Source organism: Streptomyces sp. NPDC104309 (assembly GCF_055584025.1).
In genome coordinates this window covers 58,271-81,504 of record NZ_JBVJMV010000032.1, presented here as the reverse complement: position 1 = coordinate 81,504, position 23,234 = coordinate 58,271, and the positions used below count along the sequence as shown (strand labels likewise).

Annotated in this window: 15 protein-coding genes and 6 pseudogenes; 11 read left to right on the top strand and 10 right to left on the bottom strand. The window is 69.0% G+C overall.

Translation table 11 applies throughout. From position 1 onward, the window contains the following. Positions 1-276: 276 nt before the first annotated feature. The 3 genes from ACZ68L_RS33705 to ACZ68L_RS33695 all read right to left on the bottom strand — a co-directional run bounded on the left by ACZ68L_RS33705 (position 277) and on the right by ACZ68L_RS33695 (position 5,718). Positions 277-2,478, bottom strand: a complete 2,202-nt coding sequence (locus ACZ68L_RS33705; protein WP_469584785.1) for a S8 family serine peptidase — start codon at positions 2,476-2,478, stop codon at positions 277-279. 912 nt (positions 2,479-3,390) lie between these two features. After that, positions 3,391-4,386 (bottom strand): hypothetical protein, encoded by a 996-nt coding sequence (locus ACZ68L_RS33700; protein WP_469584782.1) that lies wholly within the window; start codon positions 4,384-4,386, stop codon positions 3,391-3,393. Positions 4,387-4,930: 544 nt separating this feature from the next. Continuing rightward, a protein-coding gene (locus tag ACZ68L_RS33695; RefSeq protein WP_469584815.1) for an IS5 family transposase occupies positions 4,931-5,718 on the bottom strand; the annotation gives its coding sequence in 2 pieces (ribosomal slippage) (positions 4,931-5,400 and positions 5,400-5,718; 789 coding nt in all). 344 nt (positions 5,719-6,062) lie between these two features. On the opposite strand from ACZ68L_RS33695, the gene ACZ68L_RS33690 reads away from it, so the two are divergent. The 3 genes and pseudogenes from ACZ68L_RS33690 to ACZ68L_RS33680 all read left to right on the top strand — a co-directional run bounded on the left by ACZ68L_RS33690 (position 6,063) and on the right by ACZ68L_RS33680 (position 8,176). Beyond that, a complete protein-coding gene (locus ACZ68L_RS33690; protein WP_469584779.1) occupies positions 6,063-7,160 on the top strand; it encodes a baeRF2 domain-containing protein in 1,098 nt (365 codons plus the stop codon). A gap of 128 nt (positions 7,161-7,288) precedes the next feature. Continuing rightward, positions 7,289-7,507, top strand: a pseudogene (locus tag ACZ68L_RS33685) (hypothetical protein); the annotation flags it as partial. 159 nt (positions 7,508-7,666) lie between these two features. Beyond that, entirely contained in the window at positions 7,667-8,176 is a 510-nt protein-coding gene (locus ACZ68L_RS33680; RefSeq protein WP_469584776.1) for a protein-L-isoaspartate O-methyltransferase family protein, read from the top strand. Here ACZ68L_RS33680 and ACZ68L_RS33675 read toward each other — a convergent pair. Next, a pseudogene (locus ACZ68L_RS33675) lies at positions 8,167-8,620 on the bottom strand (YbhB/YbcL family Raf kinase inhibitor-like protein). The gene ACZ68L_RS33680 and the pseudogene ACZ68L_RS33675 overlap by 10 nt on opposite strands. 110 nt (positions 8,621-8,730) lie before the next feature. On the opposite strand from ACZ68L_RS33675, the gene ACZ68L_RS33670 reads away from it, so the two are divergent. Then, positions 8,731-9,291, top strand: a complete 561-nt coding sequence (locus tag ACZ68L_RS33670) for a nucleoside-triphosphatase (RefSeq protein WP_469584774.1) — start codon at positions 8,731-8,733, stop codon at positions 9,289-9,291. A gap of 746 nt (positions 9,292-10,037) precedes the next feature. Here ACZ68L_RS33670 and ACZ68L_RS33665 read toward each other — a convergent pair. Beyond that, positions 10,038-11,060 (bottom strand): glycoside hydrolase family 3 N-terminal domain-containing protein, encoded by a 1,023-nt coding sequence (locus ACZ68L_RS33665; RefSeq protein ID WP_469584771.1) that lies wholly within the window; start codon positions 11,058-11,060, stop codon positions 10,038-10,040. A gap of 1,295 nt (positions 11,061-12,355) precedes the next feature. On the opposite strand from ACZ68L_RS33665, the gene ACZ68L_RS33660 reads away from it, so the two are divergent. After that, entirely contained in the window at positions 12,356-12,583 is a 228-nt protein-coding gene (locus ACZ68L_RS33660; protein ID WP_469584818.1) for a hypothetical protein, read from the top strand. 530 nt (positions 12,584-13,113) lie between these two features. On the opposite strand, the pseudogene ACZ68L_RS33655 reads toward ACZ68L_RS33660, so the two are convergent. The 3 genes and pseudogenes from ACZ68L_RS33655 to ACZ68L_RS33645 form a co-directional block, all read right to left on the bottom strand. Beyond that, a pseudogene (locus ACZ68L_RS33655) lies at positions 13,114-13,750 on the bottom strand (transposase); the annotation flags it as partial. A 68-nt stretch (positions 13,751-13,818) separates the two neighbouring features. Further along, positions 13,819-14,715 (bottom strand): annotated as a pseudogene (locus ACZ68L_RS33650) (IS3 family transposase); the annotation flags it as partial. Positions 14,716-15,181: 466 nt separating this feature from the next. Further along, positions 15,182-15,604 (bottom strand): secondary thiamine-phosphate synthase enzyme YjbQ, encoded by a 423-nt coding sequence (locus tag ACZ68L_RS33645; protein ID WP_469584768.1) that lies wholly within the window; start codon positions 15,602-15,604, stop codon positions 15,182-15,184. 93 nt (positions 15,605-15,697) lie between these two features. Here ACZ68L_RS33645 and ACZ68L_RS33640 point away from each other — a divergent pair, with 93 nt between their 5' ends. From ACZ68L_RS33640 to ACZ68L_RS33620, 5 genes and pseudogenes are all read left to right on the top strand, one after another. After that, positions 15,698-15,781, top strand: coding sequence for a putative leader peptide (locus tag ACZ68L_RS33640; RefSeq protein WP_469584812.1), 84 nt, complete (start codon positions 15,698-15,700; stop codon positions 15,779-15,781). Between the two features lie 203 nt (positions 15,782-15,984). Beyond that, positions 15,985-16,723 (top strand): annotated as a pseudogene (locus ACZ68L_RS33635) (ABC transporter permease); the annotation flags it as partial. Between the two features lie 7 nt (positions 16,724-16,730). Further along, a pseudogene (locus ACZ68L_RS33630) lies at positions 16,731-16,865 on the top strand (ABC transporter substrate-binding protein); the annotation flags it as partial. Then, a complete protein-coding gene (locus tag ACZ68L_RS33625) occupies positions 16,862-18,070 on the top strand; it encodes an LLM class flavin-dependent oxidoreductase (RefSeq protein ID WP_469584810.1) in 1,209 nt (402 codons plus the stop codon). The pseudogene ACZ68L_RS33630 and the gene ACZ68L_RS33625, both read left to right, overlap by 4 nt. A gap of 274 nt (positions 18,071-18,344) precedes the next feature. Beyond that, positions 18,345-19,466 (top strand): NAD(P)-binding domain-containing protein, encoded by a 1,122-nt coding sequence (locus tag ACZ68L_RS33620; protein WP_469584765.1) that lies wholly within the window; start codon positions 18,345-18,347, stop codon positions 19,464-19,466. Positions 19,467-19,565: 99 nt separating this feature from the next. Here the strand turns inward: ACZ68L_RS33620 and mltG are convergent, their stop codons facing one another. Continuing rightward, positions 19,566-20,414: an endolytic transglycosylase MltG gene (gene mltG / locus ACZ68L_RS33615; RefSeq protein ID WP_469584762.1), complete on the bottom strand. Its 849-nt coding sequence runs from the start codon at positions 20,412-20,414 to the stop codon at positions 19,566-19,568. Between the two features lie 381 nt (positions 20,415-20,795). Continuing rightward, positions 20,796-22,601, bottom strand: a complete 1,806-nt coding sequence (locus ACZ68L_RS33610; protein ID WP_469584760.1) for an ABC transporter ATP-binding protein — start codon at positions 22,599-22,601, stop codon at positions 20,796-20,798. A 142-nt stretch (positions 22,602-22,743) separates the two neighbouring features. On the opposite strand from ACZ68L_RS33610, the gene ACZ68L_RS33605 reads away from it, so the two are divergent. Beyond that, entirely contained in the window at positions 22,744-23,187 is a 444-nt protein-coding gene (locus tag ACZ68L_RS33605; RefSeq protein WP_469584758.1) for a MarR family winged helix-turn-helix transcriptional regulator, read from the top strand. Positions 23,188-23,234: the final 47 nt, after the last annotated feature.

Sequence of the window (23,234 nt, the reverse complement as noted above, 5' to 3'; positions counted from 1 at the left end):
GTCCTTCATCCAACTGCGGTGGTGCCGCCCGCCGTCGGCCAGGTCTGCGTAGAACGGCACTCGGGGAGCGGCTTGGAGGATCACCGTGCTGCCCGCAGTCGTGCAGGTAGTGCGGAGGCCGCACCTGACCAGCCTGTCTTGACGCCATAAACGCCCTCGGGGCCAACACATAGCAGCGTTGACCCCGAGGGCAGGCACACGTACTCGCAGGTCAAGCCGTAGTCCCGTCGGCGGCGCCCCGCGGCCCTGAGCCGAGTTGAGTTGACGGGTTACGACTTACACCGCGTGCATGACGGTCAGCGTCATGCTGTTGTTCTTGTAGGACACCCGGAACAGGTAACCGCCCGCGTTCAGGGCCCGGTTCTCCGGCAGCGCGTGGAAGGCGCCCTTGAGCGAGCTGCCGCTCATGATCGTGAACACGGTGCCCGGGGTCAGCTTGCCCCGCACGTCCAGGCCCAGCTCACCGTTCAGCACCAGGTTCCCCGCCGCCCGGACGCTCGTGTAGTGCCGGTCGCCGGAGATCGTGACGGCCACGCGACCCTGCTTGCCGATGGTCGCGTTCCCGGCGACGTTCAGGACATCGCCTGCGGCGCCGGAAGCGCCGGTGATCTGCGCGGCCTCGTCGGCCGTGAGACCGGGCCGCAGCACGCCGTGGCTGACGTTGATGCTGTCTCCCACGGGGCCGCTGCCGCCGAGCGTTCCGCCGCGCACGTCGATAGCGCTCGCGTGCGAGCCGACGACCGAGAGTTTGCCGTCGAGGACGGTACTCGTCCCGTGCCAGGTCTCGCTGCCAGCGAGGAACAGGGTGCCGGCGCCACGCTTCGTGAGGCTGCCCTCGTAGGCGCGGGCCTTGCGGGCCTGCTCACGGCGGACCCCGATGGCGTAGTCCGACTTGTCGGCGTCGCTCGCGCCGGCCGGCGGGCCGTTGGTCCAGCCCTTGGCGGCCTTGGTCGCCGTCCAGTCGGCCGCCTCGGCGGCGTCCTCCTGCTGACGGGCCCGGATCGCGACGTCCGAGATGTCGTTCGACCACACGTCGTCGCGCCCCTGCGTGTCGACGACGAACGGGCCCAGGAACTGGCCCGGCCCGTTCATGGCCTCCCGCAGGCTGACCGTGCCCCAGCCGTTGCGGCTGTCCGGCACCTGCACGGTCTGGCCGCCGGTGGGGTTCAGCACGGCCTTGCCCTCCGCGTCACTGATCGTGTTGTTCTGCCGGCCGGTGGTGAACATCGTGTAGAGCGTCTGCTCGTTGGTCATGTACGGGAAGCGCTGCATGATCAACGACAGTGCGGCCGCCGAGTGCGGGCCGGCCATCGACGTCCCCGACGAACTGCCGTAACGGGGCTCGGGCACGCCGTTGACGACCGACACGGTCGTGCTGTTGATACTGTTGGCCGGCGCCGTCACGCAGGACCACTTCGCGACGCCGCACTGGTTGAACGTCTGCTGGCCGGGGACCAGGACGGAGCCGTCAGGGTTGAACGTGCGCCCCTGGGTGGGGTTGATCCCCGACGTCGTGTACCAACTGCCCTCCAGCTCGGGCATGAAGTACGGCGCGGCGCCTCGCGGCGACGGGTTCACGTAGCCGCTGTTACCGGCGGTGAACTGGATGACCGTGCCGGTACGCGCGGCCTCGATGGCACCGTTCAGCCAGTGGGCGGCGCTGCCGTTCGCGTCGACGACGCCGTCCGGAGTGGACCAGAGGCGCCATGCCGTGTTCAGACCGAAGCCCGCCGGGCTGCCGGGCGGCGTGTCATACGTGTTGTAGTTTTCCGTGTTGGGCTGGCTACCCCAACTGCTGGTGATGATCCTGATGGGCTCGCCGTTCGCCGTCTTGGCGGAGTTCACGGCCCGGTAGACATTGCCGATGTAGGCGTCGTCCGGCGTCTGCACGGCGGTCGCGTGCGCCGGCAGAAGACCGTAGAGCACGCCGTCCGTCTTGCCCGTGTTGCCCATGTACACGTTGCTGTTGAACGCGACGCCGTGCATGTTGGCATCCGGCCCGGCCGGTTGCGTCTCGCCGACGCCGTCGCGGCTCGCACCGATGGTCCCGCTGACGTGGGTGCCGTGGCTGTCGTTGAGCGCCGGGTCGTAGAAACCCGGCGTGGGGCCCGTCCGGCCGCCCTGGGCCTCCACTGAGAAGTAGCGGTCCCCGACCGCGTAGTTCGTGTCCAGGCTTCCGTGCTCCCGGACGTGCCCGGCGAAGACGCCCGAGTCGACGACACCGATGTTCATCCCGGTGCCGGAGTAGCTGGCGGCGTAGGCGAATTCGGCTCCCATCGACACCAGGCCGGCGTCCCGGTTGAACTCAGGGGAACGCCAGCTCGCCGCGTCGCCGAGCCGGCCGGGATCTCCCTCGTAGGTCTTGACCGGCGGTGGCACGGGCACCTGCCCCATCGCCGGCTGCGCGGCGACTCCGAGCACCACTATCGGTATCAGCGCTGCGATCAGCGCCGACTTCACGCGTATTGTGTTCGGCACTCCGACCCCTCCCAGATCGATTGCGCCGGATGCTATTCCTCCCTTCCGAAGCGGATCAAGGTGTCGGACACGCTATCCATCCACGTGGGAAGTAAGCACCAGAGGCCGGGCGATCCGTTACGTGGCAGCGTCGGCGTACGTGCAATGGACGGTGCGTGCCAGGCAGGCGGCCGGTTACCGGCGCCGTGCCCACCACCGGCGCAGCGCGTAGCCGGCGCCGCTGGCCAGGAACAGGACGGCCGTGGCGAACAGCACGCAGGGGGAACGGCCGTTGGTCCTGCCCGGAAACGGCCAGATAGGTCGGCCGACCCAACCGGAGGATGCCCGGCAGGTGGACCAGGAACAGCAGCCCTGAGGCCGGCGCCGGCACACGGACTTGGTTCAGCGGCGCGGGAGCCGATGCCGGCACCGCGGGAGCCCAGCACGCGCCGCGCCGCGCGGTCGGCCAGCCCGTGGATCGGGAACAGCATGACCGCCCCGGGTTCGGCAGAGATCTCAGATTGTCGTTGTGACCTGGGGTTTCGTGGATTTCATGTAGTGGTTTGCCTCGTACTCGACGGGCGGAACGTGGCCTATCTCACCGTGGAGGCGCAGGGCCGCTCGCACACCCTGACCAGAGCCTCACGGGCCCTCTCACTCGGTGCGGCCGGAAAACACGCCTACAGTCCTGACTTCCTCGGGCCTACCCGAGGAATGACAGCCGCACCTGCCTGTTGGTATTGCTGGTGTTTGTATCCACCAACCTCCGTTAGGACAACCCCAGCCTATCCGGATTGCGACGCGCACCAGCCTGGTGCCGTGGTCATCCCCCTCTGGGATGACCACGGCGGCTGGAGCACCAGCGAGGCGTGCAGAAGGCGGCCATGGCTGGTCCACCTCGCTGACATCACGACGCCCTTGCCAGGCACCCGATCACGAGTCGTAGCGCTTGGTCACCACCATCGTCGTACCTGCGAGGACCGCTCCCACTGGCGCCTCGGCCCACTCAGCAAGCAGTAGCGGCTCCCCGTCCACGGACTGCAACAAGTGGGCAATCTCGTCGGCGCTCGGTGCGACCGGAAGAGCACAGCCGATCACGGGGCTGCCTGTCGCACTGGTGTGGTCTCCGTACTCTTCGTCGGGATCGTCCGGCTCCCAACGCCCGACCTCGACCTCCCAGGAGGCGTCGTCATCGCCAGGTTCCGGTACGTGGACCGTCATGTAGAAACCATCAGAGTCATACGGCTCCGCAAAGATCCCGCTGCCGGCGTCATCCAGTGAAGCCCACATCCCACCGCCCAGGGAGTGTGCCGTGACCAGCACCCGGAGGTCAGCGGCAGCCTTCTCCCGCTGACCACGCGTGAACCCTGCTTCTCGGCGGTCGAACTGTTCGCGCGTCTCGTCGCTCAGGGTGTCCAGTCCGTCGTCGTCCTTCACGAAAGGATGGCCGAACTCCCAGTGGCGTTCGATTTCCGGTTCATCCTCCGAGGAAGCCACCGAGAAATCGTCGAGCGCCACACGCAACTCGTTTGCTTCTACTTCCAGTTCGGCACGGATCGCTCTGCTGACCGTGTCAGGCAAAGCCACCAAGGCAATTCCGAGATCGACGAGTGCCTGGTGAAGCCGCAGGCAGACGTACTCGTACCACAGACTGTGGGCACCGCTGAGCAGGGCGGCTTGGGCAGTAGCGTCCGTCAGCGCCGCAAGGTGCTGGTGTGGGTAATAGTCCACACGTCGCTCGCGGCGGTCGTGGACGCTGACAGGGACGGTGGCGAAGGCGGAGATCCGATTGAGAGCATCGACGATCGGAACCGCTAGACGAGAGTCGCCAAGACTCGTCACAGTCTTGGATACGACACCGTCCGGCCCCTGATAGGTCGCCAGGATCTGAGTCTTCCCACGGTTGGCGTGCTGAGAGTAGATGGTCAAAGGAACGCCTTTCACCTGTCCGGCAGACGACCGCCGGACAGGAGGGGTGCGTAGTGGTATGGAAGGAGGTGGTGGCGAGGGCGCTTTCCGACGCTCCGTACCTCAAGATGACCGGGGGTGGCCCAGGTACTGTCCCAGGCTCCATTCCTGCCCGCAGGCTAGACGGATGCCCTGCGCACCGCAAGCGAGTTGCCGCCCCTGCTCGGGCGGGTCCCTCACCGAAAAGAACCGCAACGTACACCGCCACGGGAAGCTGCTCCTGTCGTCGATGCACGCCGGCCGACTCTTCTGTGGCGGTATCACCGACTCACCGGCCTCGTGGGACCCAGAGCTCTCGCCGCACAGCGCGGCTTCGGGTCCGCCGTCCCTGTGCCTCACGGGCCCCGCAACCAGCCCTTCGAACTGGCTCGCCGCGTCCTGTCGGACCTCGGCCTCTCCGATCCCCGACCACCGAAGTGCAGGGCGCAACCGGCGGCACGTTCAGTGTGACCGTCCCAGCCGACCGAGAGCCGCCGTCGATATGCCTGTGCCATAAGGCCGTGTCCTATGTGGTGAGTCGGAGCAGTCGTTTGTAGCTGCAGAGGGCGGCGGCGAGGCCGAGGAATGTCAGGTAGTTGCGGGGGTGGCGTTCGTAGCGGTGGTTGAGTCTGCGGTAGCCGGTCAGCCACGACATGGTCCGCTCGATGACCCACCTTCGGCGTCCGAGTCGTTCACTGGACTCGATTCCTTTGCGGGCGATGCGTACGCCGATACGTTTCCCGCGGAGCCATTTCCGCAGTTCAGGTGTGTCGTAGGCCTTGTCGGCGTGGAGTTTGCGGGGCTTGTGGTTCCAGCCGCGGTGGGGGTCGTGTCTCGATTGGAGACCGGCCACCATGGGCTTCAGGCCCTGGCTGTCATGGGTGTTGGCGGCGGAGAGGCCGACGACCAGTGGCAGTCCGTTCGCGTCGGACAGGACATGCATCTTGGAACCGGGCTTACCCCGGTCCACGGGCGACGGACCTGTGAGTTCGCCCCTCTTTTCGCCCTCACGTGGGCGGAGTCGAGAACCACGCGGGTCAGGTCGAGCAGACCGCACTCATCGATCCTGTCGAGGACGGCCTCGTGCAGCCGGCCCCAGACACCGGCCCTGGACCAGATCACGAAACGGCGGTGAGCCGTCGACTTCGAGATCCCGAAGCAAGGCGGCAGCGCCCGCCAGGCGCATCCGCTCACCAGCACGTAGACGATCACGGCGAACAGCGTCTCATCAGGCGTGTCCTGCGTCCCGCCACCCTGCGGACGCACCTTCGACGGCGGGATCAACGGCTTCGCGATCTCCCACAGCCCGTCCAGCCAGAGCGACTCACCCGCCGAAGAAGCTCAACCGCACCTGCCGCATCAGATTGTCCTTGTCCATGTCCACCAACCTCCTCAAGACAACCCGGCCCTACCTATTGCCCGCCGCAGCCCCAATGGGCCTCGGCCACGGAGCCCGACTGCTCAGCGCCCTGCTGTCCCGGCCCGCGGCCTGGCGGTGTTGGACGGCCTGGTCACCGCCACCATGCTCACGATGGGCCGGCTGCTGCCAGCTGGCGCCCGACCGCCCCGCGTTCCGCACCGCTTTGCACTCGTCGAGCCCCATCGCTCCCCGGGGCGCGCATCATCAAAAGAGGGGAGGCCATCGACGAGGAGTGGCGATGAGGTTGTCGTTTCTTGAACCCCTCTACGCGGAGCCGGGCCCGTTCGCCTCCGTATACCTGGACACCTCCCGAGACGTCGAGCATCCCGAGCGGGCGATCGCGCTGCGCTGGCGGCGGCTGCGCGAGAGTCTGTCCCGTCAGGGCTCGGACCGGGCGCTGCTGAACGTACTGGAGGAGGCGGTCGGTGCTGACACAGAGGTGCCGGGGGTGCACGGTCAGGCCATCTTCGCCGCCCACGGCGCACTCGTCCTGGACGGGGAGCTGCCCAAGCCGCCCGAACGCGACTCCGCGCGCTACAGCACCCTGCCGGACGCGATGCCCCTGGTCACCCAGCACGCTCCGCAGATCCCCTACATGGCCGTAGTCGTCCACTACGGCGGCCTTCCGACCGCCGAGACCCATGGCTGGGTAACTCTGGAGGCGGAGACCGGCACCTGGCCCGCGTCCACAGTCACCCCGGGTGAGCGGCTGCACCGCAGGGTCGCGGTGGCGACCTGGCACCGCACCTCCCTCCGGCTCGGCCACCGGCTGGACGAACGGGCGCGGCGCGCCCATGCCGACGCCGTCGTCGTGGGCGGGAACGAGTGGGCGTGCAACGTACTGATCCGCCGCCTGCCGCACACCCTGCGGGACAAGGTCGTACGCGTGGGCGGCCGGACCCTCACCGATACCGGACGCGCCCTGTTGGAGCCACAGCTCGACGGCGTCTTCCGCGGCCGCATGGCCGCGCACGACCGGGAACTCGTGGACATCTTCATCGGCCGGCGGGCCCTGGACGGACCCATGACGGAGGGGCTGGCCGCGACCGTCGCCGCCCTCCAGCGCGGCCAGGTCGCGGCACTCCTGCTGAACCGGCCGCCAGGGTCTTCGCTGCGGCTCTGGGCGGGCTCCCAGCCCACTCAGCTCGCCCTGACCGAGCCGGAGCTGATGTCCTTCGGCGTTCGGGCCCCGCGCGAGGAACGCGCCGACGAGGCCCTCGTCCGGGCCCTCGTCGGCACCGGGGCCGAGCTGGTCGTCGTACCGGAGAACGAGCTGAGGCTGTACGAGGGCGTGGGCGCCCTGCTGCGGTACACCGACCTGGGGACCCCGTCCTGACGCCGACGCGCTGTGCCTCCCGGTTCACGGGTCGCCCCTTGCCCGACCGCCCCGGATCGCGCCGCGCGCGGAACGTGCCGACACTGGTTTGGAGGGGCAGCGCGGCGGATGAGCGGCGAATGGGGCGCATGGACAGGAGCAGGAGCGGCGCGGAGGAGACGGACGTCTTGATCACCCCGCCCAAGACCTGGGCGGTAGTGTTGCCGGCGTTGGCCAACGCGCTGGGGTACGCCCTGGAACAGCCGACAGTCCGCGCCCGGTGGCTCGGCCAGCAGGGCCGGCTCACCGAGCCGATGGTCAAGCGGCCCGGCTCGGACCACTACGAACCCATCGGCTGTGACGCGGCCCCGCGGTCCGATGCCCCATGAAGGGACCCCCGAGGACCTGGTCCGCGCGGCCCATGCCGTGGGCGTGACCGACGACCGTCTCCTGGAGGCCGTACGGAGCATCCCTCGGGCGGAATTCGTCCCCGCGGACGGGGTGCATCCGCGTACCGGGACACGCCTGTGCCACTCCCCCACGGGCAGGTGACCACCCAGCCCACGCTGATCGCCATGATGGTCTCCGCTCTCGGCCTCACCGGAGACGAACAAGTCCTGGAGGTCGGGACCGGATACGGCTGGCAGACCGCGCTGCTGGCCCGCTTGGCCGCGTACGTTGTCAGCGTCGAGCGCTGGCCCGACCTGGTCGACGAGGCCCGCTTGCGGCTGGCCGGGCAGGGCGTCGGCAATACCGAAGTCGTACTCGGCGACGGGACCCTCGGGATGTCGGCCCGTGCCCCGTACGACGCCGTCATCGTCTGCGCGGCCTTCCCGCGAGTGCCTGAGCCGCTCGTGGATCAGCTCCGCTCCGGTGGCCGGCTCGTCCAGCCGATCGGGCATGGTGGGCAGGAGCACGTCCAGCTGTACGAGCGGCGGGCCCGCGGCCTGGTGCACCGCAGGATGGTCACCGCGGCCCGGTTCGTCCGGCTGTACGGCGCCCCATGGCTACGACCAGCACTGACGCGTCAGCGCTGATAGGCCCCGACCAGGGTGCCGGAGGCCAGCTCCCTGCCCTTCAGGGCGCGGTGCACGTCCTCGGTGCCCGGGTGGTCGTGCAGCGGCAGCGGCTCGGACAGGGCGTACAGGCGGAAGAAGTAGCGGTGCGGCCCGTGCCCCGGTGGAGGCAATCGGCCCTCCCCAGCCCACGCGGCCGAAGCCATTGGGCCACGGAAGGCCCCCCTGGGGCTTCTGGCCCTCCGCCGCCCCGGTGGTCCTCGGATCGATGCCGGTCACCAGCCAGTGCAGGAAGGTCGTCCCCGGCGCGTCCGGGTCCTCGCACAGGAGCACCAGCTCCGTGGCCTCGTGGGGCACCCCCGACCAGGTCAGAGGCGGTGACATGTTCTCACCTTCCCCGCTGTACCGACGGGGGATCACCGTTTTGTCGTCGAACGCGGTGCTGCTGAGTTCAATTCCGCTCATGCGCGCCGCCTTACCCGCAACGGCGGCACCGGCACCGGTCCGCACCCCAAATCCCCCGTTCGGCCGAGCCCACCCGGGCCGCTTCCGGAAGCGGGAGTGAAGATGGCAGTGTGCCGACGAGGATTCTGCTTGAGGGCCGCCCTGGCGCGGGCAAGACGACCGCCCTCCGCCGGCTGGCCGCGCTGCTGCCCACTCACGCGGCCACCGGCTTCACCACGGAGGAGATCCGGCAATCCGGCGCCCGCGTCGGTTTCGCCCTGGAGACCCTGGCAGGCCAGCGGGAGGTGCTCGCCCACGTCGACCTGCCCGGTCCGCCACGGGTGGGGAAATACGGCGTCGACATGGGCGTCATGGAAGGACTGGCGCTGCCGTCGCTTCGGCCGGCAGCAACCGAGGAGGCAACAGGGCGGCTGGTGCTCATCGACGAGCTGGGGCGGATGGAACTGGCGTGCACGGCGTTCCGGGAGGCGGTCGGCGCGCTGTTCGTCGCAGACGTCGACGTCGTCGCCACGGTCCACGCGCACCGCGATCCGTTCACCGACGCCCTCAAGCGGCGCGCCGACATCGAGGTCGTCCAGCTCACTCCGGCAAACCGGGACGTCCTGCCGGGGGAGCTCGCGGCCCGGCTGCAGCAACCCCGGACGCACGGGAGGCCTCCCTCTCACGGTTGAAAGGCCGGCCTCCGACCCCCTCCTCGGTCGTGCGGATCACGGTGGCCCGGTACTCGGCGACGCGCTCGACGAAGAGGGCTGCGGGATCGTTTCCGGCGTGACTGCTCCGGCAGTCGCGGGGGACGGGGACGCTGTCGGGTATCTCGGTCGCGGGTACGTCGGCCAGTGCGACTGTGTGATCCGTGCGAGGAAGGACTCCCGGGTGCTCATGTCGCCGCCCTTCTCGGGTGCGTCGCCACCGGGCCCGGAAGGACTCGGGGGGCGGTACGGGTGTGTCACGGGTGTCCGACCAACGGCTCAGCGGGCCCGGCAGCTGGCCGCTGGTGCCGCCCGCACCGGAACCTCGGACGGGCGGCGAGCGCGCCGGCCCGCTGGACGAGGGCGAGGCGTCCAGGCAGGACGGACCTCCTCGTCCCAGCGGTAGCCCGCGTCGGCACCAAGGCGGCGCTCGCCCGCGCCACCACCCCGGACGAGAACCTGCACTTCCTGCTGCGCTCGTACATCGAATTCGCCTTACAGCACAGCCACTTGATCGATCTGCTCATCGGCGAGCCCGACCAGCTGCCGGGGAGGGACGCAAGGCGTCGAAGCAGGCACAGCGCGCCTGCCTCGCCCTCTGGCTCCGCGTCGTCGACGAGGTCAGGCCGGGCCTCGACACGACCGAGGCCGGGATGGCACTGTGGGCGTGGCCATTGATCCCGGGTGGATGCACACAGCGCTTCGCACCGTGCTGTTGCTTCAAGGCCTCAGCGGCAGTCGAGCAAGCCCGCGTTGCGCTTCGCGTCGAGTATCCGCCGCACGCTGTCGTTGACCTTGGCCCGGAACGAAGCGTCCTGCCGCATCCGGGTCTGAATGGCCTGTGTCATCGCGGGTACGGTGCTCGGCCGCACCGTGAGGATCATGTCTCCGCCGGCTGCGATGAAGTTCACGGCCCGCTGGCCGGGGCTGAAGGACCGTACCGCGACCGCATTCCCGAGGTCATCCGAGATGACCACTCCCTTGAAGCCGAGTTGGCTGCGCAGCAGGTGGTCGATGACCGTCGGTGAGAAGGCCGCCAGGTGCTTGTGGTCGATCTTGGTGTAGGTGGCCGACGAGACCATCACGAAAGGTGACCCGGCCCGGATCCCGGCCCGGAACGGCGTGAGGCTGGAACTGCCGGTGGTCGTCACCGAGTCCACGACGTTGGCGGTGGTGTCGGTGTTGCCGATCACCTGGCCCAGCCCGGGAAAGTGCTTGAGCGAGGTCATCACGCCCGACTGCGCGAAGCCGGCGGCGAAGGCGCCGATGTGGGAGGTCACGGTGTCCGCGGTATGGCCGTACTCGCGCTGGAAGGAACCGATGGGGATGTTGCGGGTACCCAGAGCGGCCGGGACCACGTCGGCGACCGGTGCCAGATTCAGGTTGACCCCAGCAGCCTTGAGCTGTTTGGCCCATCCGGCGGCCTGGGTACGCAGCGTCGCGGTCGGCCAGCTGCCCTGGGTCAGGCCGCTGGGCATGACCGAGAAGCCGGGGCCGTTGAGCACCTGCACCCGGCCGCCCTCCTGATCGGTCGCGACCAGGAGGCCGACCCGCCGGTCGGCAACCCGGTCCGCTTGGCCTCGGAAACCGTCGACGAGCTTTCTGGTCGCCGTCGTACCGGCGGTGCTGCGGCCGGTCAGCATGACTGACCCCACATGGTTGTCGCGCAGAGTGCGCAGCTGAGCTTGGTCGGGGTGGGCCGCGGAGATTCCCCCCATGAAAAGCTGTCCGACCCGTTGAGCAGTGGTCATGCCGGACAGGTATCGGTCGGTGCAGGTGGCGGCAGGTGCCGACGGGGCGGTACTCGCGGTGGCCGGGGCAGCATCGCTGCTGGTACGGCTCGGCGGTGCACTGGCGGCACCCGGGTCTCGTGTGCCATGGCTGGCAGCGAGGGATCGGGGGGAGTCGGCTATTGCCCCGGGCGGGACCGATGCACCGAAGCCTGTGGTGGCGAGCGCCAGAGTGACCAGCGGGACCCCGCTGCGCAGGGCCGTGCAGCGGCGGCTCATGGGCTGCTGCCAGACGCCTATCGTCATGCTTCTTCTCCCGGCCTTGAGGAGCCGGGGCCACCGCGCGCTGCGTAGCCACTTCCGTCACGGCGAGCCCGGCTTGCTGCGTTCATCACACCGTACGTTATTGGGCATTTGTTCGCCCCTCAGCAGGTGATGGGGGATCTACGGTGGACCGGTGTGACGACGCGGCAGCGCCTCGCAGCCTGGCGAAAGACGAATTCCATGCCGCTTATTGCCGCGCCGTCCATGTATCGCCGCGCACATCGGGCTCAGGGAGTCCTGGCGGAACTCGGACCTCCCCTTCACTGACCGCCGCGCGGCCGCCGAGGACGACGCGGCACAGCGCCGGCACGTGTGGTAGCCGCTCGCCTCGTCTCTCGACATCTCTCCGCTCGCCGGGCAGGAATGGACCCGACCGTGGTCCGATGTGCTGCGCCGCACCGGCATTCCGAGAGGGGTGCCACCCGAAGCGGCGGTACGGACGCTTCAGCAGGCAAACTGCCCGGTGTCGATCCTGCCCGGACCTCATTCGGGACGAAGAGGTCACCACTTCCGCCTCAACACCAGCGGTGTCCTGCTCCAGGCTCGCCGCAGCCGGACGGCCCGCGGCGGGCAGTCGTGACGCAAGGCTTATGACATGGTTCGGGCCCGCCGCGCCAAATACTGGGGGCGAAGTCGCCGATCGGCTAGCACGGCTCAGTGCCCGGGCAGGTGCATGGCCTCACAACCGGTACGCAGCTCAGTTGGTGCGGCCGGACTTGCGCTCTACAGTGCAGTTGCAGCGACTCACCCGCCGAAGAAGCTCAACCGGACGTTACGGTTGGTATTGCTGGCGTTTGTATCCACCAACCTCCGTTAAGGCAACCCAGGCTATCCGGTTGCTGCGCACACACCAGACCCGTCTTCTGTGGCCGTTTCACTCGGGATGGCCGCAGAAGACGAAGGGCCGACGACGCGCGGGAAAGCCGACCATGGCTGGGCCGCGCTCCGGAACCCCAGCATCCTGCCGACTGCCCGATCAAGAGTCGTAGCGCTTGACCACCTTCACCGTCGTCCCTGCGAGCATGATCGCCGAAGGCTACGACGACGCCGACTCCGCCGCCCTGCCGGTGATCGTCGACTACGCGGGTACCCCGAAGAAGGACGTGCTGGCCGACCGCGCCGAAGCGCTGCCCGCCGTGCGGGTGCTGCTCGTCTTCATGTACTCGGCAGCTCGCCGCCTTTCCCCTGACCCGCAGAGGGCTCGGGATCCGGTGCTGTAGGCGATCAGCGGGAGAGTCAGGCCGTGGACCCGCAGCACTGTTCGGAGATGCAGCACACGCTCCTCGCCGCTGTCTCCGCGGGAACATTTCGACAATTCCGAACGTGTACAGGGATGAGTCGTGAGTGGCTGTCCGGCGGCGAATGGGGGCAAGCATGCTGTTTGAGGAACTGACGGCACTGGCGTCGGAAGGCGGACGGGCAGTGGTCCGGGCCGTGGATACCGCGTTCTGGCCCGTGACGCAACGTCGTGCCGCGGAGTTGGTCGGTCGCGGTGACGCCGAGCGTGTGAGGACAGAGCTGGTGCGGCTCGATCGCACCGCGCAAGCCCTCACGCCCCCGCCGCCAGGCGATACCGGCGCGGAGCGGGCGCGGCAGGAAGGGCTGTGGGCCGGACGATTCGAGGCCCTGATAGACCGCCTCGAAGGGGCCGAACGGTCCGGTGCGACAGCAGAGTTGCACGCACTCGTTGAGCCCCTCACCGCCTCCGTCGGCGACACGGCCCTCGACACCGGCAACGCGACGGCCCGCGACGGCAGCTGCTCCGGACTCCACGCCATCGCCCATCGCCTGTCCTGCCGATGCGGCTTGTTCAGGCCCTTCCACACGGGCGTCTCGGGGCCCGTGACGATCGTGCCGTCGGGTCGGCGGACGCTCCCATCAAGCCGCTCTTGCACGTACTCACGCAACCTGTCGTTGCCCACGAGCTTCGCCGACTTCGGACGTTTCGCGGCCTGCTGCGCTTTCCACTGCGCCACCAGAGCGCGGTAGACCTGCTTCCCGCTCCTGGTCGCCGCGTTGCGGCGCAACTCGCGAGAAACGGTCCCCGGGTCGCGTCCGATCCGGCGCGCGATCTCGCGCACGCCAGCCTCCTGAGCGCGAAGCAGCGCGATCTCCTCCCTCTCGGCGAACGACAAGTAGCGGCCCGTGGGCTCGTCCAGGCTGAGCGGCGGCATCCCACCAGCGTGACGGAACCACCGCGACCCGACCGGCCACGACACACCCACCTCGCCCGCGGCCTCAACCGTCGTCACCCCCGACGCGATCAGGCGCCAGAACTCCCGCTGCACCGCGCGAGACGGCTCCGGCCGCCCCGGAGAACGCACCGGTGGCCGGAGCGCCCGATCCGCCGCCCACTGCCGCCGAGCACCCGCCGGCGCCTCCAGCATCCGTCGCTTGCTCCGTCCCATTGCACACCTCCGCGATCGAGGTGTTGCGACGACCAGTTGAATCCACCCTGGGCGCCGTGATCGGTGTGCATGACCGCCCCGGCGAGGCTGCCGCGGGTACGTTCGGCGGCGGCCAGCGCGTCGGTGACGAGCTCGGTGCGCATGTGATCCGCGATCGGCCAGGCGGCGTGAGGCGAGGTCGATGACGGTAGCCAAGTAGAGGAACTTCCCGCCGTCCACGGGGAGATAGGTGATGTCGCCGACGTACTTCGTGTTCGGTTCACTCGCGGTGAAGTCGCGGCCGATCAGATCCGGGGCCTTCGCCGCGGCCGGGTCCGCAATCGTGGTGCGGTGCCTGCGACGCAGCCGCACTCCTGCCAGATTGATGCTCCGCATCACCCGCGCGATCCGTTTGTGGTTGACGTGCTCGCCGTCCTCGCGGAGTTCGGCGGTGATCCTGGGGACGCCGTAGGTGCCGTCCGATTCACAGTGCACAGTGCGTATCCGGGCGGCGAGTCTGGCATCGGCCGCCTGCCGGGCGGCGCGGTCCGCGGCCGTTTGGCGCCAGTAGTAGAAGCTGGAGCGGGCGATGCCGAGGATGCTGCACAGCCGCTTCACGCCGTAGCGGCGCTGATGGTCGGCGACGAACTGGAAGCGGTTCACCAGCGCGTCTCCCCTGCGAAATACTTCGCCGCCTTCCGCAGGATCTCGCGCTCTTCCTCCAGTTCGCGGACCTTCTTGCGCAGAGCGGCGTTCTCCGCCTCCAGCGGCGTGGGCGGCTCCGCCGGCACCTCCGCCCGGCGTCCCCGGGGCCGACTCGCTCCGGCCGCCCGGACCCAGTTCCGCAGCGTTTCCGGGTTGACCCCCAGATCAGCAGCGACCGACCTGATCGTCGCTCCCGGCCGCGACTCGTACAACGCGACCGCGTCCGCCTTGAACTCCGGCGGGTAGTGCTTCATGACCACAAGATGTCCGTTCTCAGATCCTCAAGATCCACGTCTCAAGTGTCCAGGATCCGGGGTCAAGGCCCCTGCGCTTGTGGATCTGGTGTACCTGCGCAAGCACGTCACCTTGTCCCAGAACAGCACGGTGTCCCGGTCTTGGCCGACCGCGCCTAATACTCCAGCCACACTTCGGTTTATGTCCTGGTCAACGGCTTGAGTGTGGGGATTTCAGCGGGGCGGTGCCGGGTGCGGGGCGGGTTCGCCCGGTCTGTCCTGCGAACGAGTGGCAGCGCCGTGTGTAGTGGCAGCGGCGGGCCCGGTCCTGGTGTAGTCGGCGCCATCTCGACCAGTTCATCGCGTGGTTGCCCTGTCGAGGAGGGCGCCGACGGGTAGTTGCCAGTAGACGGCGGATCTCGGCCGGGGTGAGGTGCTGGGCTCTCACTTGGTGCGGCCGGAGATCACTCCTACAGTAACGGCAGACGCAGCCCTACCCGAGGAACGACAGACGAACCTGACGGTTTGCATTGTCGCGATTTGTGTCGACCAGGCACACCGACTGCCACGTCCCCAATTCCAGCCGGCCCCCGATCACCGGAAGGGTCGCGTGCGGGGGGACGAGGGCGGGGAGTACGTGGTCGCGGCCGTGACCGGGGGTGCCGTGGCGGTGCTGCCAGCGCTCGTCGGCGGGGAGCAGGGTGTGGAGGGTGGCCAGCAGGTCGTCGTCGCTGCCCGATCCGGTTTCGAGGATGGCGATGCCGGCGGTTGCATGCGGTACGAAGACATTGAGCAGACCGTCCCTGGCGGCGGCGGTCCGGGTGAGGAACTGCTCGCAGTCGTGCGTGAGGTCGGTGACGGTCTCCGTCGCTCCGGTGGTGATGTGCAGGACGCTGGTCGTGAAGGCGTGGGGCATGGGTGCATCCTCTCGCTCGTGCGGCGAGATTCGCGCGTTCACGTGCCGAGACACCATTGACCGTTTCGGTCATGGATCGCTACGTTCGGCGCCATGTTCCGTTCAGCTCTGCTCACTTCGCGCGGTCATATCGACCTGCTGCGGGTGGCCTCTGCCGCCTGTTGTCAAGGCTGCTGACGTTCTTTCAGCGCTTTCCCCTTCGCTGACCGGCCGTACCGGCCGCCCGTTCCCGCCGCTGTACGTGCGTGTTCGCATGGGCCCCGGCACAGGCCGCACCGCCGACCGCGAACCATAGCCGCCGTGCCGTGTGACCGCTGCGGTTGACGTACGCGTGCGGCCGGGTGCGCCTCCTCCGTCCGTGGACTGCTCATGGAGCCCTCATGACCATCGGCCCCGCACTCGCCTCACCGGATATATCACCAGAATCCGATGAACTATCTCTTTTGTCTGCTCGCCGGTCTCTGGACCTGGAGCTGATTGTTGCGGCTTCCGCCCGGGGTGTAAGCCTCCGAGCGGTACCCCGTTGGATGCGGCGTGCCGTGAGGCCGCTGCCGCTTCTCGCACTGTGGCAGGTACTCAGCGCCACCGGAGTCCTGTACCCCGATGCCGGCGTCGCCCGGCACCATCGCCCGCGCCGCATCGGATCTGGTCGTGGACGGGACTCTGCCGTCGGCGAGGGGCATCTCGTTGCAGCGGGTCGCCGTGGGGCCGGCGCTCGGGGGTGTGGTCGGAACAGCGCTCGCGCTGGTGTCCGGGCTCTCACGACTCGGCGAGGATCTCGTGGACGCCGGTGTGCAGATACTGCGCACCGCCCCCTGGGTCGGGCTGATCCCGCTCCTCATCATCCGGCTCGGAATCGGCGAGGCTCCGAAGGTGGCGCTCATCGCGCTCGGTGTGGCCTTTCATCCGTATCTCGACGTGCACGCGGGAGATCGCAGGGTCGACGCCCAACTCACGTAAACCGGTGCGTCGTTGGGGATCGGACGATGCGGGCTGACCCAGCACGTGATACTGCCGGGCGCACTGCCCGGGGCGATGACGGGGCTGCGCTGTTCACTCGCCACCGCATGCCTGGCCCTGGTCTTCGGCGAGTCCGTCAACGCCGATGCCGGGATCGGCTTAGGCGATCGCCGACACCTTCGCCGATCCGAACCTCATTCCCCGGCGCTATCCCTTCAAGGACTACGTCGACACCCGCTTCAACCGCGATCTGCCCCCGTCCTCGACAGCTCCCCGCTCGTACCGAAGGGCCTCGTCATGAATGTTCATCTGCACTGGTTCCTGCCCACCGGCGGTGACGGCCGTACGCTCGTCGACCGGCACGCGTACGCCGACGGCGGGATCAAGCGGAACCGAATCACCCCGGTGAGCGGGGTGCGCGCGCCCGACATCGAGTATCTGACGCAGATCGCCAAGGCCGCCGAGCAGCTGGGGTTCGAGGCCGTGCTGACGCCCACCGGAACCTGGTGCGAGGACGCCTGGCTGACGACGGTCGCCCTGGCTCAGCACACCGACCGGCTGAAGTTCCTGGTGGCGTTCCGTCCGGGCGTGATCTCGCCGGTGCTCGCCGCGCAGATGGCGGCGACGTATCAGCGGATCACCAGGGGGCGGTTGCTGCTCAATGTGGTGACGGGTGGCGACTCTACGGAGCAGCGGCGCTTCGGCGACCACTTGGACCACGACCGGCGGTATGCGCGGACCGCGGAGTTCCTCTCGGTGGTCCGGGGTGTGTGGAGCGGACGGCCGTTTGATTTCGACGGTGAGCACTACCAGGTGGAGGGCGGACTGACCGCGCTGCCGCCGGAACCGCTGCCGGACATCTTCTTCGGTGGGTCGTCGGCGGCTGCGGGGCCGGTGGCCGCCGCGCACGCCGATGTCTATCTCACCTGGGGTGAGCCCCCGGCGGCGGTGAAGGAGAAGATCGACTGGATCCGAGGACCGGCGGAGCAGCAGGGCCGTACGGTCCGTTTCGGGATCAGGCTGCACACCATCTCCCGCGACTCCTCGCGCGAGGCGTGGGCGACGGCGAACCGGCTGCTGGACGATCTCGATCCCGAGACGATCGCCGCCGCTCAGCAGGCTTTGGGGCGGAGCGAGTCGGTCGGGCAGCAGCGGATGCTGGCGCTGCACGGCGGCTCCCGCGACAGGCTGGAGATCGCGCCGAATCTGTGGGCGGGTGTCGGCCTGGTGCGGGGCGGTGCGGGCACCGCGCTGGTCGGAAGTCATGCGGAGGTCGCCGACCGGATCGAGGAGTACCACGCGCTGGGTGTGGAGCACTTCGTGCTGTCCGGTTACCCGCATCTGGAGGAGGCGTACTGGTTCGGCGAGGGCGTGACACCCGAGCTGGCAGCGCGCGGCCTGCTCTCCACCGTCCCGGCGTCGCCACTGCTCGGGCTGCCCGCCGCGAACGGCCGGCCCGCGTCCGTGCCCGGCGGGGCTCCGCTGCTGGTCGCCGACGGCCGGTGAGCCCGGTCGGGGAAGTGAACCCGGTCGGGGAGGTGAACCGGTCGGGGAGGTGAACCGGCTGGGAGAGTCGTCGGAGCGGTGAGCCGGTCGGGGAAGTGAACCGGTCTTGGCAGTCGGCCGGTCGGAATGATCGAGGAGGCGAGCCGGTCGGGCGGCGTCTCGGCGGCCCGCTCGGTGCGTCAGGCCGTCGAGCGGCCGGTGAGCCAGAATCGTGGCGGCTCCCGGGAAGATCCGCACCCTCGGACAAGTTGGTAGAAGCGTGAACAACTTCGGGGTGACCTCAGCACGCACGATCGATGTCGTCGTGGTGGGCGCCGGACAGGCAGGACTGTCCGGCGCCTACCATCTGCGACGTGTCGGCCTGGAACCCGACCGTGACTTCGTCGTGCTCGATCACGCTCCGAGCCCCGGCGGCGCCTGGCAGTTCCGCTGGCCCTCGCTGACCTACGGCAAAGTCCACGGCATGCACGCCCTGCCCGGGATGGAACTCACCGGAGCCGATGACAGCCGGCCCTCGTCCGAGGTGATCGGCGAGTACTTCGACGCCTATGAGCGCACCTTCGACCTGCGGGTTCACCGGCCGGTCGAGGTGAGCGCGGTGCGTGAGGGCGACGACGGGCGGCTGCTAGTCGAGACGTCCGAGGGCACATATGCCACCCGCGCCCTCATCAGCGCCACCGGCACCTGGGACCGGCCGTTCTGGCCGCGCTACCCGGGCCAGGAGACCTTCCGGGGGCGGCAGTTGCACACCGCGAACTACCCGGGACCCGACGAGTTCGCGGGGCAGCGCGTGGTGGTGGTCGGTGGCGGAGCCTCCGGTACGCAGCATCTGATGGAGATCGCCGAAGTGGCGGCTCAGACGTACTGGGTGACGCGTCGGCCTCCGGTGTTCCGTGGCGGGCCGTTCGACGCGGACCGGGGGCGGGCCGCCGTGGCGATGGTGGAGGAGCGAGTACGGCGCGGGCTGCCGCCGCAGAGTGTGGTGAGCGTGACGGGGCTGCCGCTCACCGACGCGGTGCGGCGCGCCCGCGAGAACGGGGTGCTGGACCGGCTGCCGATGTTCGACCGGATCACGCCGACCGGGGTCGCCTGGGACGACGGCCGCACGGTAGAGGCCGATGTCATCCTCTGGGCGACCGGATTCCGGGCCGCCATCGATCATCTCGCGCCGTTGAAGCTGCGTGAGCCGGGCGGCGGCATCCGGGTCGAGGGCACGCGGGCGGCGCGGGACGAGCGGATCCACCTCGTCGGGTACGGGCCGTCCGCCAGCACGATCGGCGCCAACCGGGCGGGGCGGGCAGCGGTGCGTGCGATCACACGGCTGCTGGACGAGCCGGACACGGAGACGGGAACGGGGAGAGGGACGCACGCGGATTTCGCCCCCGCCCTGGCGTGACGGCACAAGTGCCGAACGCGCCGACATGACAGCGCGGGTGCCGGCCGGACCCGGGCGACAGCGACGGACATCGACCGCCCCGAGCGACAGCCCGGGTGATCAGCCGCTGGACGCGCTGCGGCGGTTGCGGTTGAACTCCTCCACGTTCTTCTGCTGTTCCGCGTAGCTGCTGGTGAAGCGCGTGTCTCCCGGCGCGACCGTGACGAAGTACAGCCACGGTCCGGGTGTGGGGGTGATCGCCGCCGTCGTCGCCTGCTCCCCCGGGTTCCCGATGGGTGTGGGCGGCAGCCCCCTGCGCTCATAGCTGTTGTACGGGCTGTCGATCTTCGTGTCGCCGGTGGTGGTGTCCAGGGAGCTGCGGTTGAGGGCGTAGTTGAGTGTGGAGTCCATCTGGAGCGGCATGCCCCGACCGAGCCGGTTGTAGATGACTCTGGCGACCTTGCCCATGTCGTGCTCGGTGTCCGCTTCGGCCTGCACGATGCTGGCGATCGTCACCGACTGGTAGACGGAGACACCATTCCGTCGCGCACCCGTGGTGATGTGGTCCGCGCCGAACCGCTCGACCGCCGTGTCGACCATGTACGTGAGCAGGCCCTGCGGGGTGGTGCGCGAGGTGATGGGGTAGGTCGCCGGGAAGAGGTAGCCCTCGGGATTGCCGTTCGCCTCGGCCGGGAGCGGCAGATCTGCCGCTGCGACGGCCTTCTCCGTGGTGCCGGACGCGACGGACAGGGTTCGGTCGACCGCGGCGTACACCTGGGACGCCCGTCGGCCTTCGGGGATCACGAGTGGGCGTGCCTGCTCGACCTTCGGCCCCCGCGTCAGCAACGGTACGAGGATCGCTGCCGCCACGACGAGAACGAGGACGACACCGATGAACAGCGCCAGGCGCCTGCGGCGCGGCGCGCGGTGCGCGTGGTGGGGCGGAATGTCCGGGGACTCGTTCACCATGCGGGCACGCTATCCCGCTGCCCGGAATCCGGAACCGGCCGACACGGACCCCGCCACCCACGACAGAACACACGAACAGGGGATCGGATGTTCGCTGGAACGCGTGATCGTTTCGCCATTCGTTGCTCAATTCCCCTGCGAAAGATGATGATTACGGGGCGCAAGCGACGGGCTGCAGACCGCGACTGTGCTGTCCCACAGATGCACCACGTACAAGGAGAAACACCGGATGAACCTCATCACCAACCTGCTCGCCGGCATCGTCCACTTCGTGGGTTGGCTCGTCTGACCATTGCTCCGCACGACGCCGTCGCTCCCTGTCCCACGGGAGCGGCGGCGTCGCCGCGTGTACAGCCTCGGCCGGGGTGGGTCCGACATTGATCAGCTTGCCGCGGGAGCCAGTTGGGTGTCCCGCCGCACCAGGGCGGCGTAGCGGCCGTCCTGCTGAAGCAGTTCGTCGTGGCTGCCCCGCTCCGCTGTGCGGCCGCCGTCCAGCACGATGATCTGTTCGGCGTCGCGGACGGTGGAGAGCCTGTGCGCGATGGTGATGGTGGTGCGCCCCGCGGAGAGGGCGTCGATCGCTTCCTGCACGGCGAACTCCGTGCGGGTGTCGAGGGCGCTCGTCGCCTCGTCGAGTACCAGGACGGGAGGGTCGCGCAGGATCGTACGGGCGATGGCCAGACGCTGCTTCTCACCGCCGGAGAAGCGGTAGCCGCGTTCACCGACCAGGGTGTCGTAGCCGTCGGGCAGTGAGGCGATGTGCTCGTGGATCTGCGCCGCACGGGCGGCCGCCTCGATCTCGGCGTCGGTCGCATCGGGTTTGGCGAAGCGCAGATTGTCGCCGACCGAGGCGTGGAAGAGGTAGGTCTCCTGGGAGACCACGCCCACGGCCCGCGCCAGGGTGTCGAAGTCGAGGTCGCGTACGTCGACCCCGTCGAGCGTGACCCGGCCGCCGGTGACGTCGTAGAGCCGGGGAACCAGATAGCTGAGCGTGGACTTTCCGGAACCGGTGGGCCCGACGACCGCCAGGCTGCCGCCGGCCGGCACGGTCACATCGATGCCGCTGAGCGTCGGACCGCTCTTCTCGTCGTAACTGAAGTCGACGTCCTCGAAGCGGACCTCACCGCGGACCCTTTCCAGCCGGACGGGGTCCTCCGGCTCGGTGATGTCCACATCGAGGTCGAGGTACTCGAAGATCCGCTGGAAGAGCGCGAGGGACGTCTGCATCTGCACCCCGGTGGAGAGCAGGCTCACGGCGGGGCGGAAGAGACCCTGCTGGAGCGAGACGAAGGCGACGAGTGTGCCGATGGAGACAACGGGACCACCGGACTGCAGGGCGAGGCCCGCCGCCCAGTAGATGACGGCGGGCATGGCTGCCATGACGATGCCGATCGTCGACATCCGCCACCGCCCGGCCATGCTGGAGCGCACTTCGAGGTCGACCAGCTTCTCGGACTCCTCGGCGAAACCCTTGGTGAGGGAATCCGCCCGGCCCATCGTCCGGCCGAGCAGGATGCCGCTGACGGAGAGCGATTCGGTGACCGTGGCCGCCATGGCGGCCATCTGCTTCTGGCGTTGGGTGGTGATCTTCTTGCGCTCGCGGCCGACCCGGCGGCTGATCCAGACGAAGACGGGCAGCAGGAGCAACGAGACCAGGGTGAGCCGCCAGTCGAGCGCCAGCATGGCGACGACCGTGGCGACGACCGCGGTGAGATTGGAGACCAGCGACGTCGCCGTGGACGTGACGGTCGCCTGCATGCCGCCGATGTCATTGGCGATGCGGGACTGCACCTCGCCGGTGCGGGTCCTGGTGAAGAAGGCCAGCGGCATCCGCTGCAGCTGGGCGTAGACCGCGGTGCGCAGATCGTGCATGACGCGCTGGCCGACCGTGGTGGAGATCAGGGTCTGCAGGACGCCGAAGACGCTGTTCATCACGGCCGTGAGGATCATGCCGAGGGCGAGCAACGACAACAGTCCCGTACGCCCCTGCGGGATGGCGGTGTCCAGGATTTCGCGCAGCATGAACGGCGAGGCGACCGACACCAGCGACGAGGCGCCGACGAGCAGCCCCACCAGGGCGAGCCGGCCTCGGTAGGGACGGAAGAGACGCAGAATGCGGCGCAGCTCGGCCGGCGGGCGGCTCTCGCCGCGGGGCGGTGGTGTCCAGGTGATTTCGTCGGGTTTCATGGGCTCCTTCGTCGGGCTCGACAGCTCGGCCTCCAAGCCGGGTGATCGGATCGCGCGACGCGGATCCGGCGACTCCAATTTTGAGAGCATAGCTCATTGTTACCTATACTCACAATGTACAAGATCCTGATATTGTTCCCCCATGGACTCCTCCGACGCCGAGGGCGCGCTCGCCGAGCAGCTGCTGCGGGTGACCCGCAGGCTCCAGCGGATTCAGAGCCGCCAGCTGGAGCCGATCGGTATCACTCCCGCACAGTTCCGGCTGCTCCGCACCGTCACCCATTACGAAGGGCCGCCCCGGATGGCGGATCTCGCGCAGCGCCTGGACGTCGTCCCGCGCGCCGTCACCAGCCTGGTCGACGGCCTGGAGGCGAGCGGGCGGGTCCGCCGCGCCCCCGATCCGGACAGCCGCCGGGTGGTACGGATCGAGATCACCGAAGAAGGCCTCGCCACGCTCCGGTCGCTGCGCGACGCGCGACGGGCCGCCGCAGAGGAGATCCTGGCTCCATTGACCGCCGATCAGCGCGAGGTGCTCGGCGGGCTGTTGTCCGCCCTGGTCAACGGGATGCCGGAGCGCCGCTGCTGAACCCGCGCGCCCGCGCGCGCACCCGAGGGGTGCCGCGCGTGCCGCCG

Coding starts and splice junctions, on each gene's coding strand:
- ACZ68L_RS33690 (WP_469584779.1), top strand. CDS start 6,063: ATGAGGTTGTCGTTTCTTGAACCCCTCTACGCGGAGCCGGGCCCGTTC.
- ACZ68L_RS33665 (WP_469584771.1), bottom strand. CDS start 11,060: ATGACCACTGCTCAACGGGTCGGACAGCTTTTCATGGGGGGAATCTCC.
- ACZ68L_RS33645 (WP_469584768.1), bottom strand. CDS start 15,604: ATGCCCCACGCCTTCACGACCAGCGTCCTGCACATCACCACCGGAGCG.
- ACZ68L_RS33640 (WP_469584812.1), top strand. CDS start 15,698: ATGTTCCGTTCAGCTCTGCTCACTTCGCGCGGTCATATCGACCTGCTG.
- ACZ68L_RS33625 (WP_469584810.1), top strand. CDS start 16,862: ATGAATGTTCATCTGCACTGGTTCCTGCCCACCGGCGGTGACGGCCGT.
- mltG (WP_469584762.1), bottom strand. CDS start 20,414: ATGGTGAACGAGTCCCCGGACATTCCGCCCCACCACGCGCACCGCGCG.
- ACZ68L_RS33610 (WP_469584760.1), bottom strand. CDS start 22,601: ATGAAACCCGACGAAATCACCTGGACACCACCGCCCCGCGGCGAGAGC.
- ACZ68L_RS33605 (WP_469584758.1), top strand. CDS start 22,744: ATGGACTCCTCCGACGCCGAGGGCGCGCTCGCCGAGCAGCTGCTGCGG.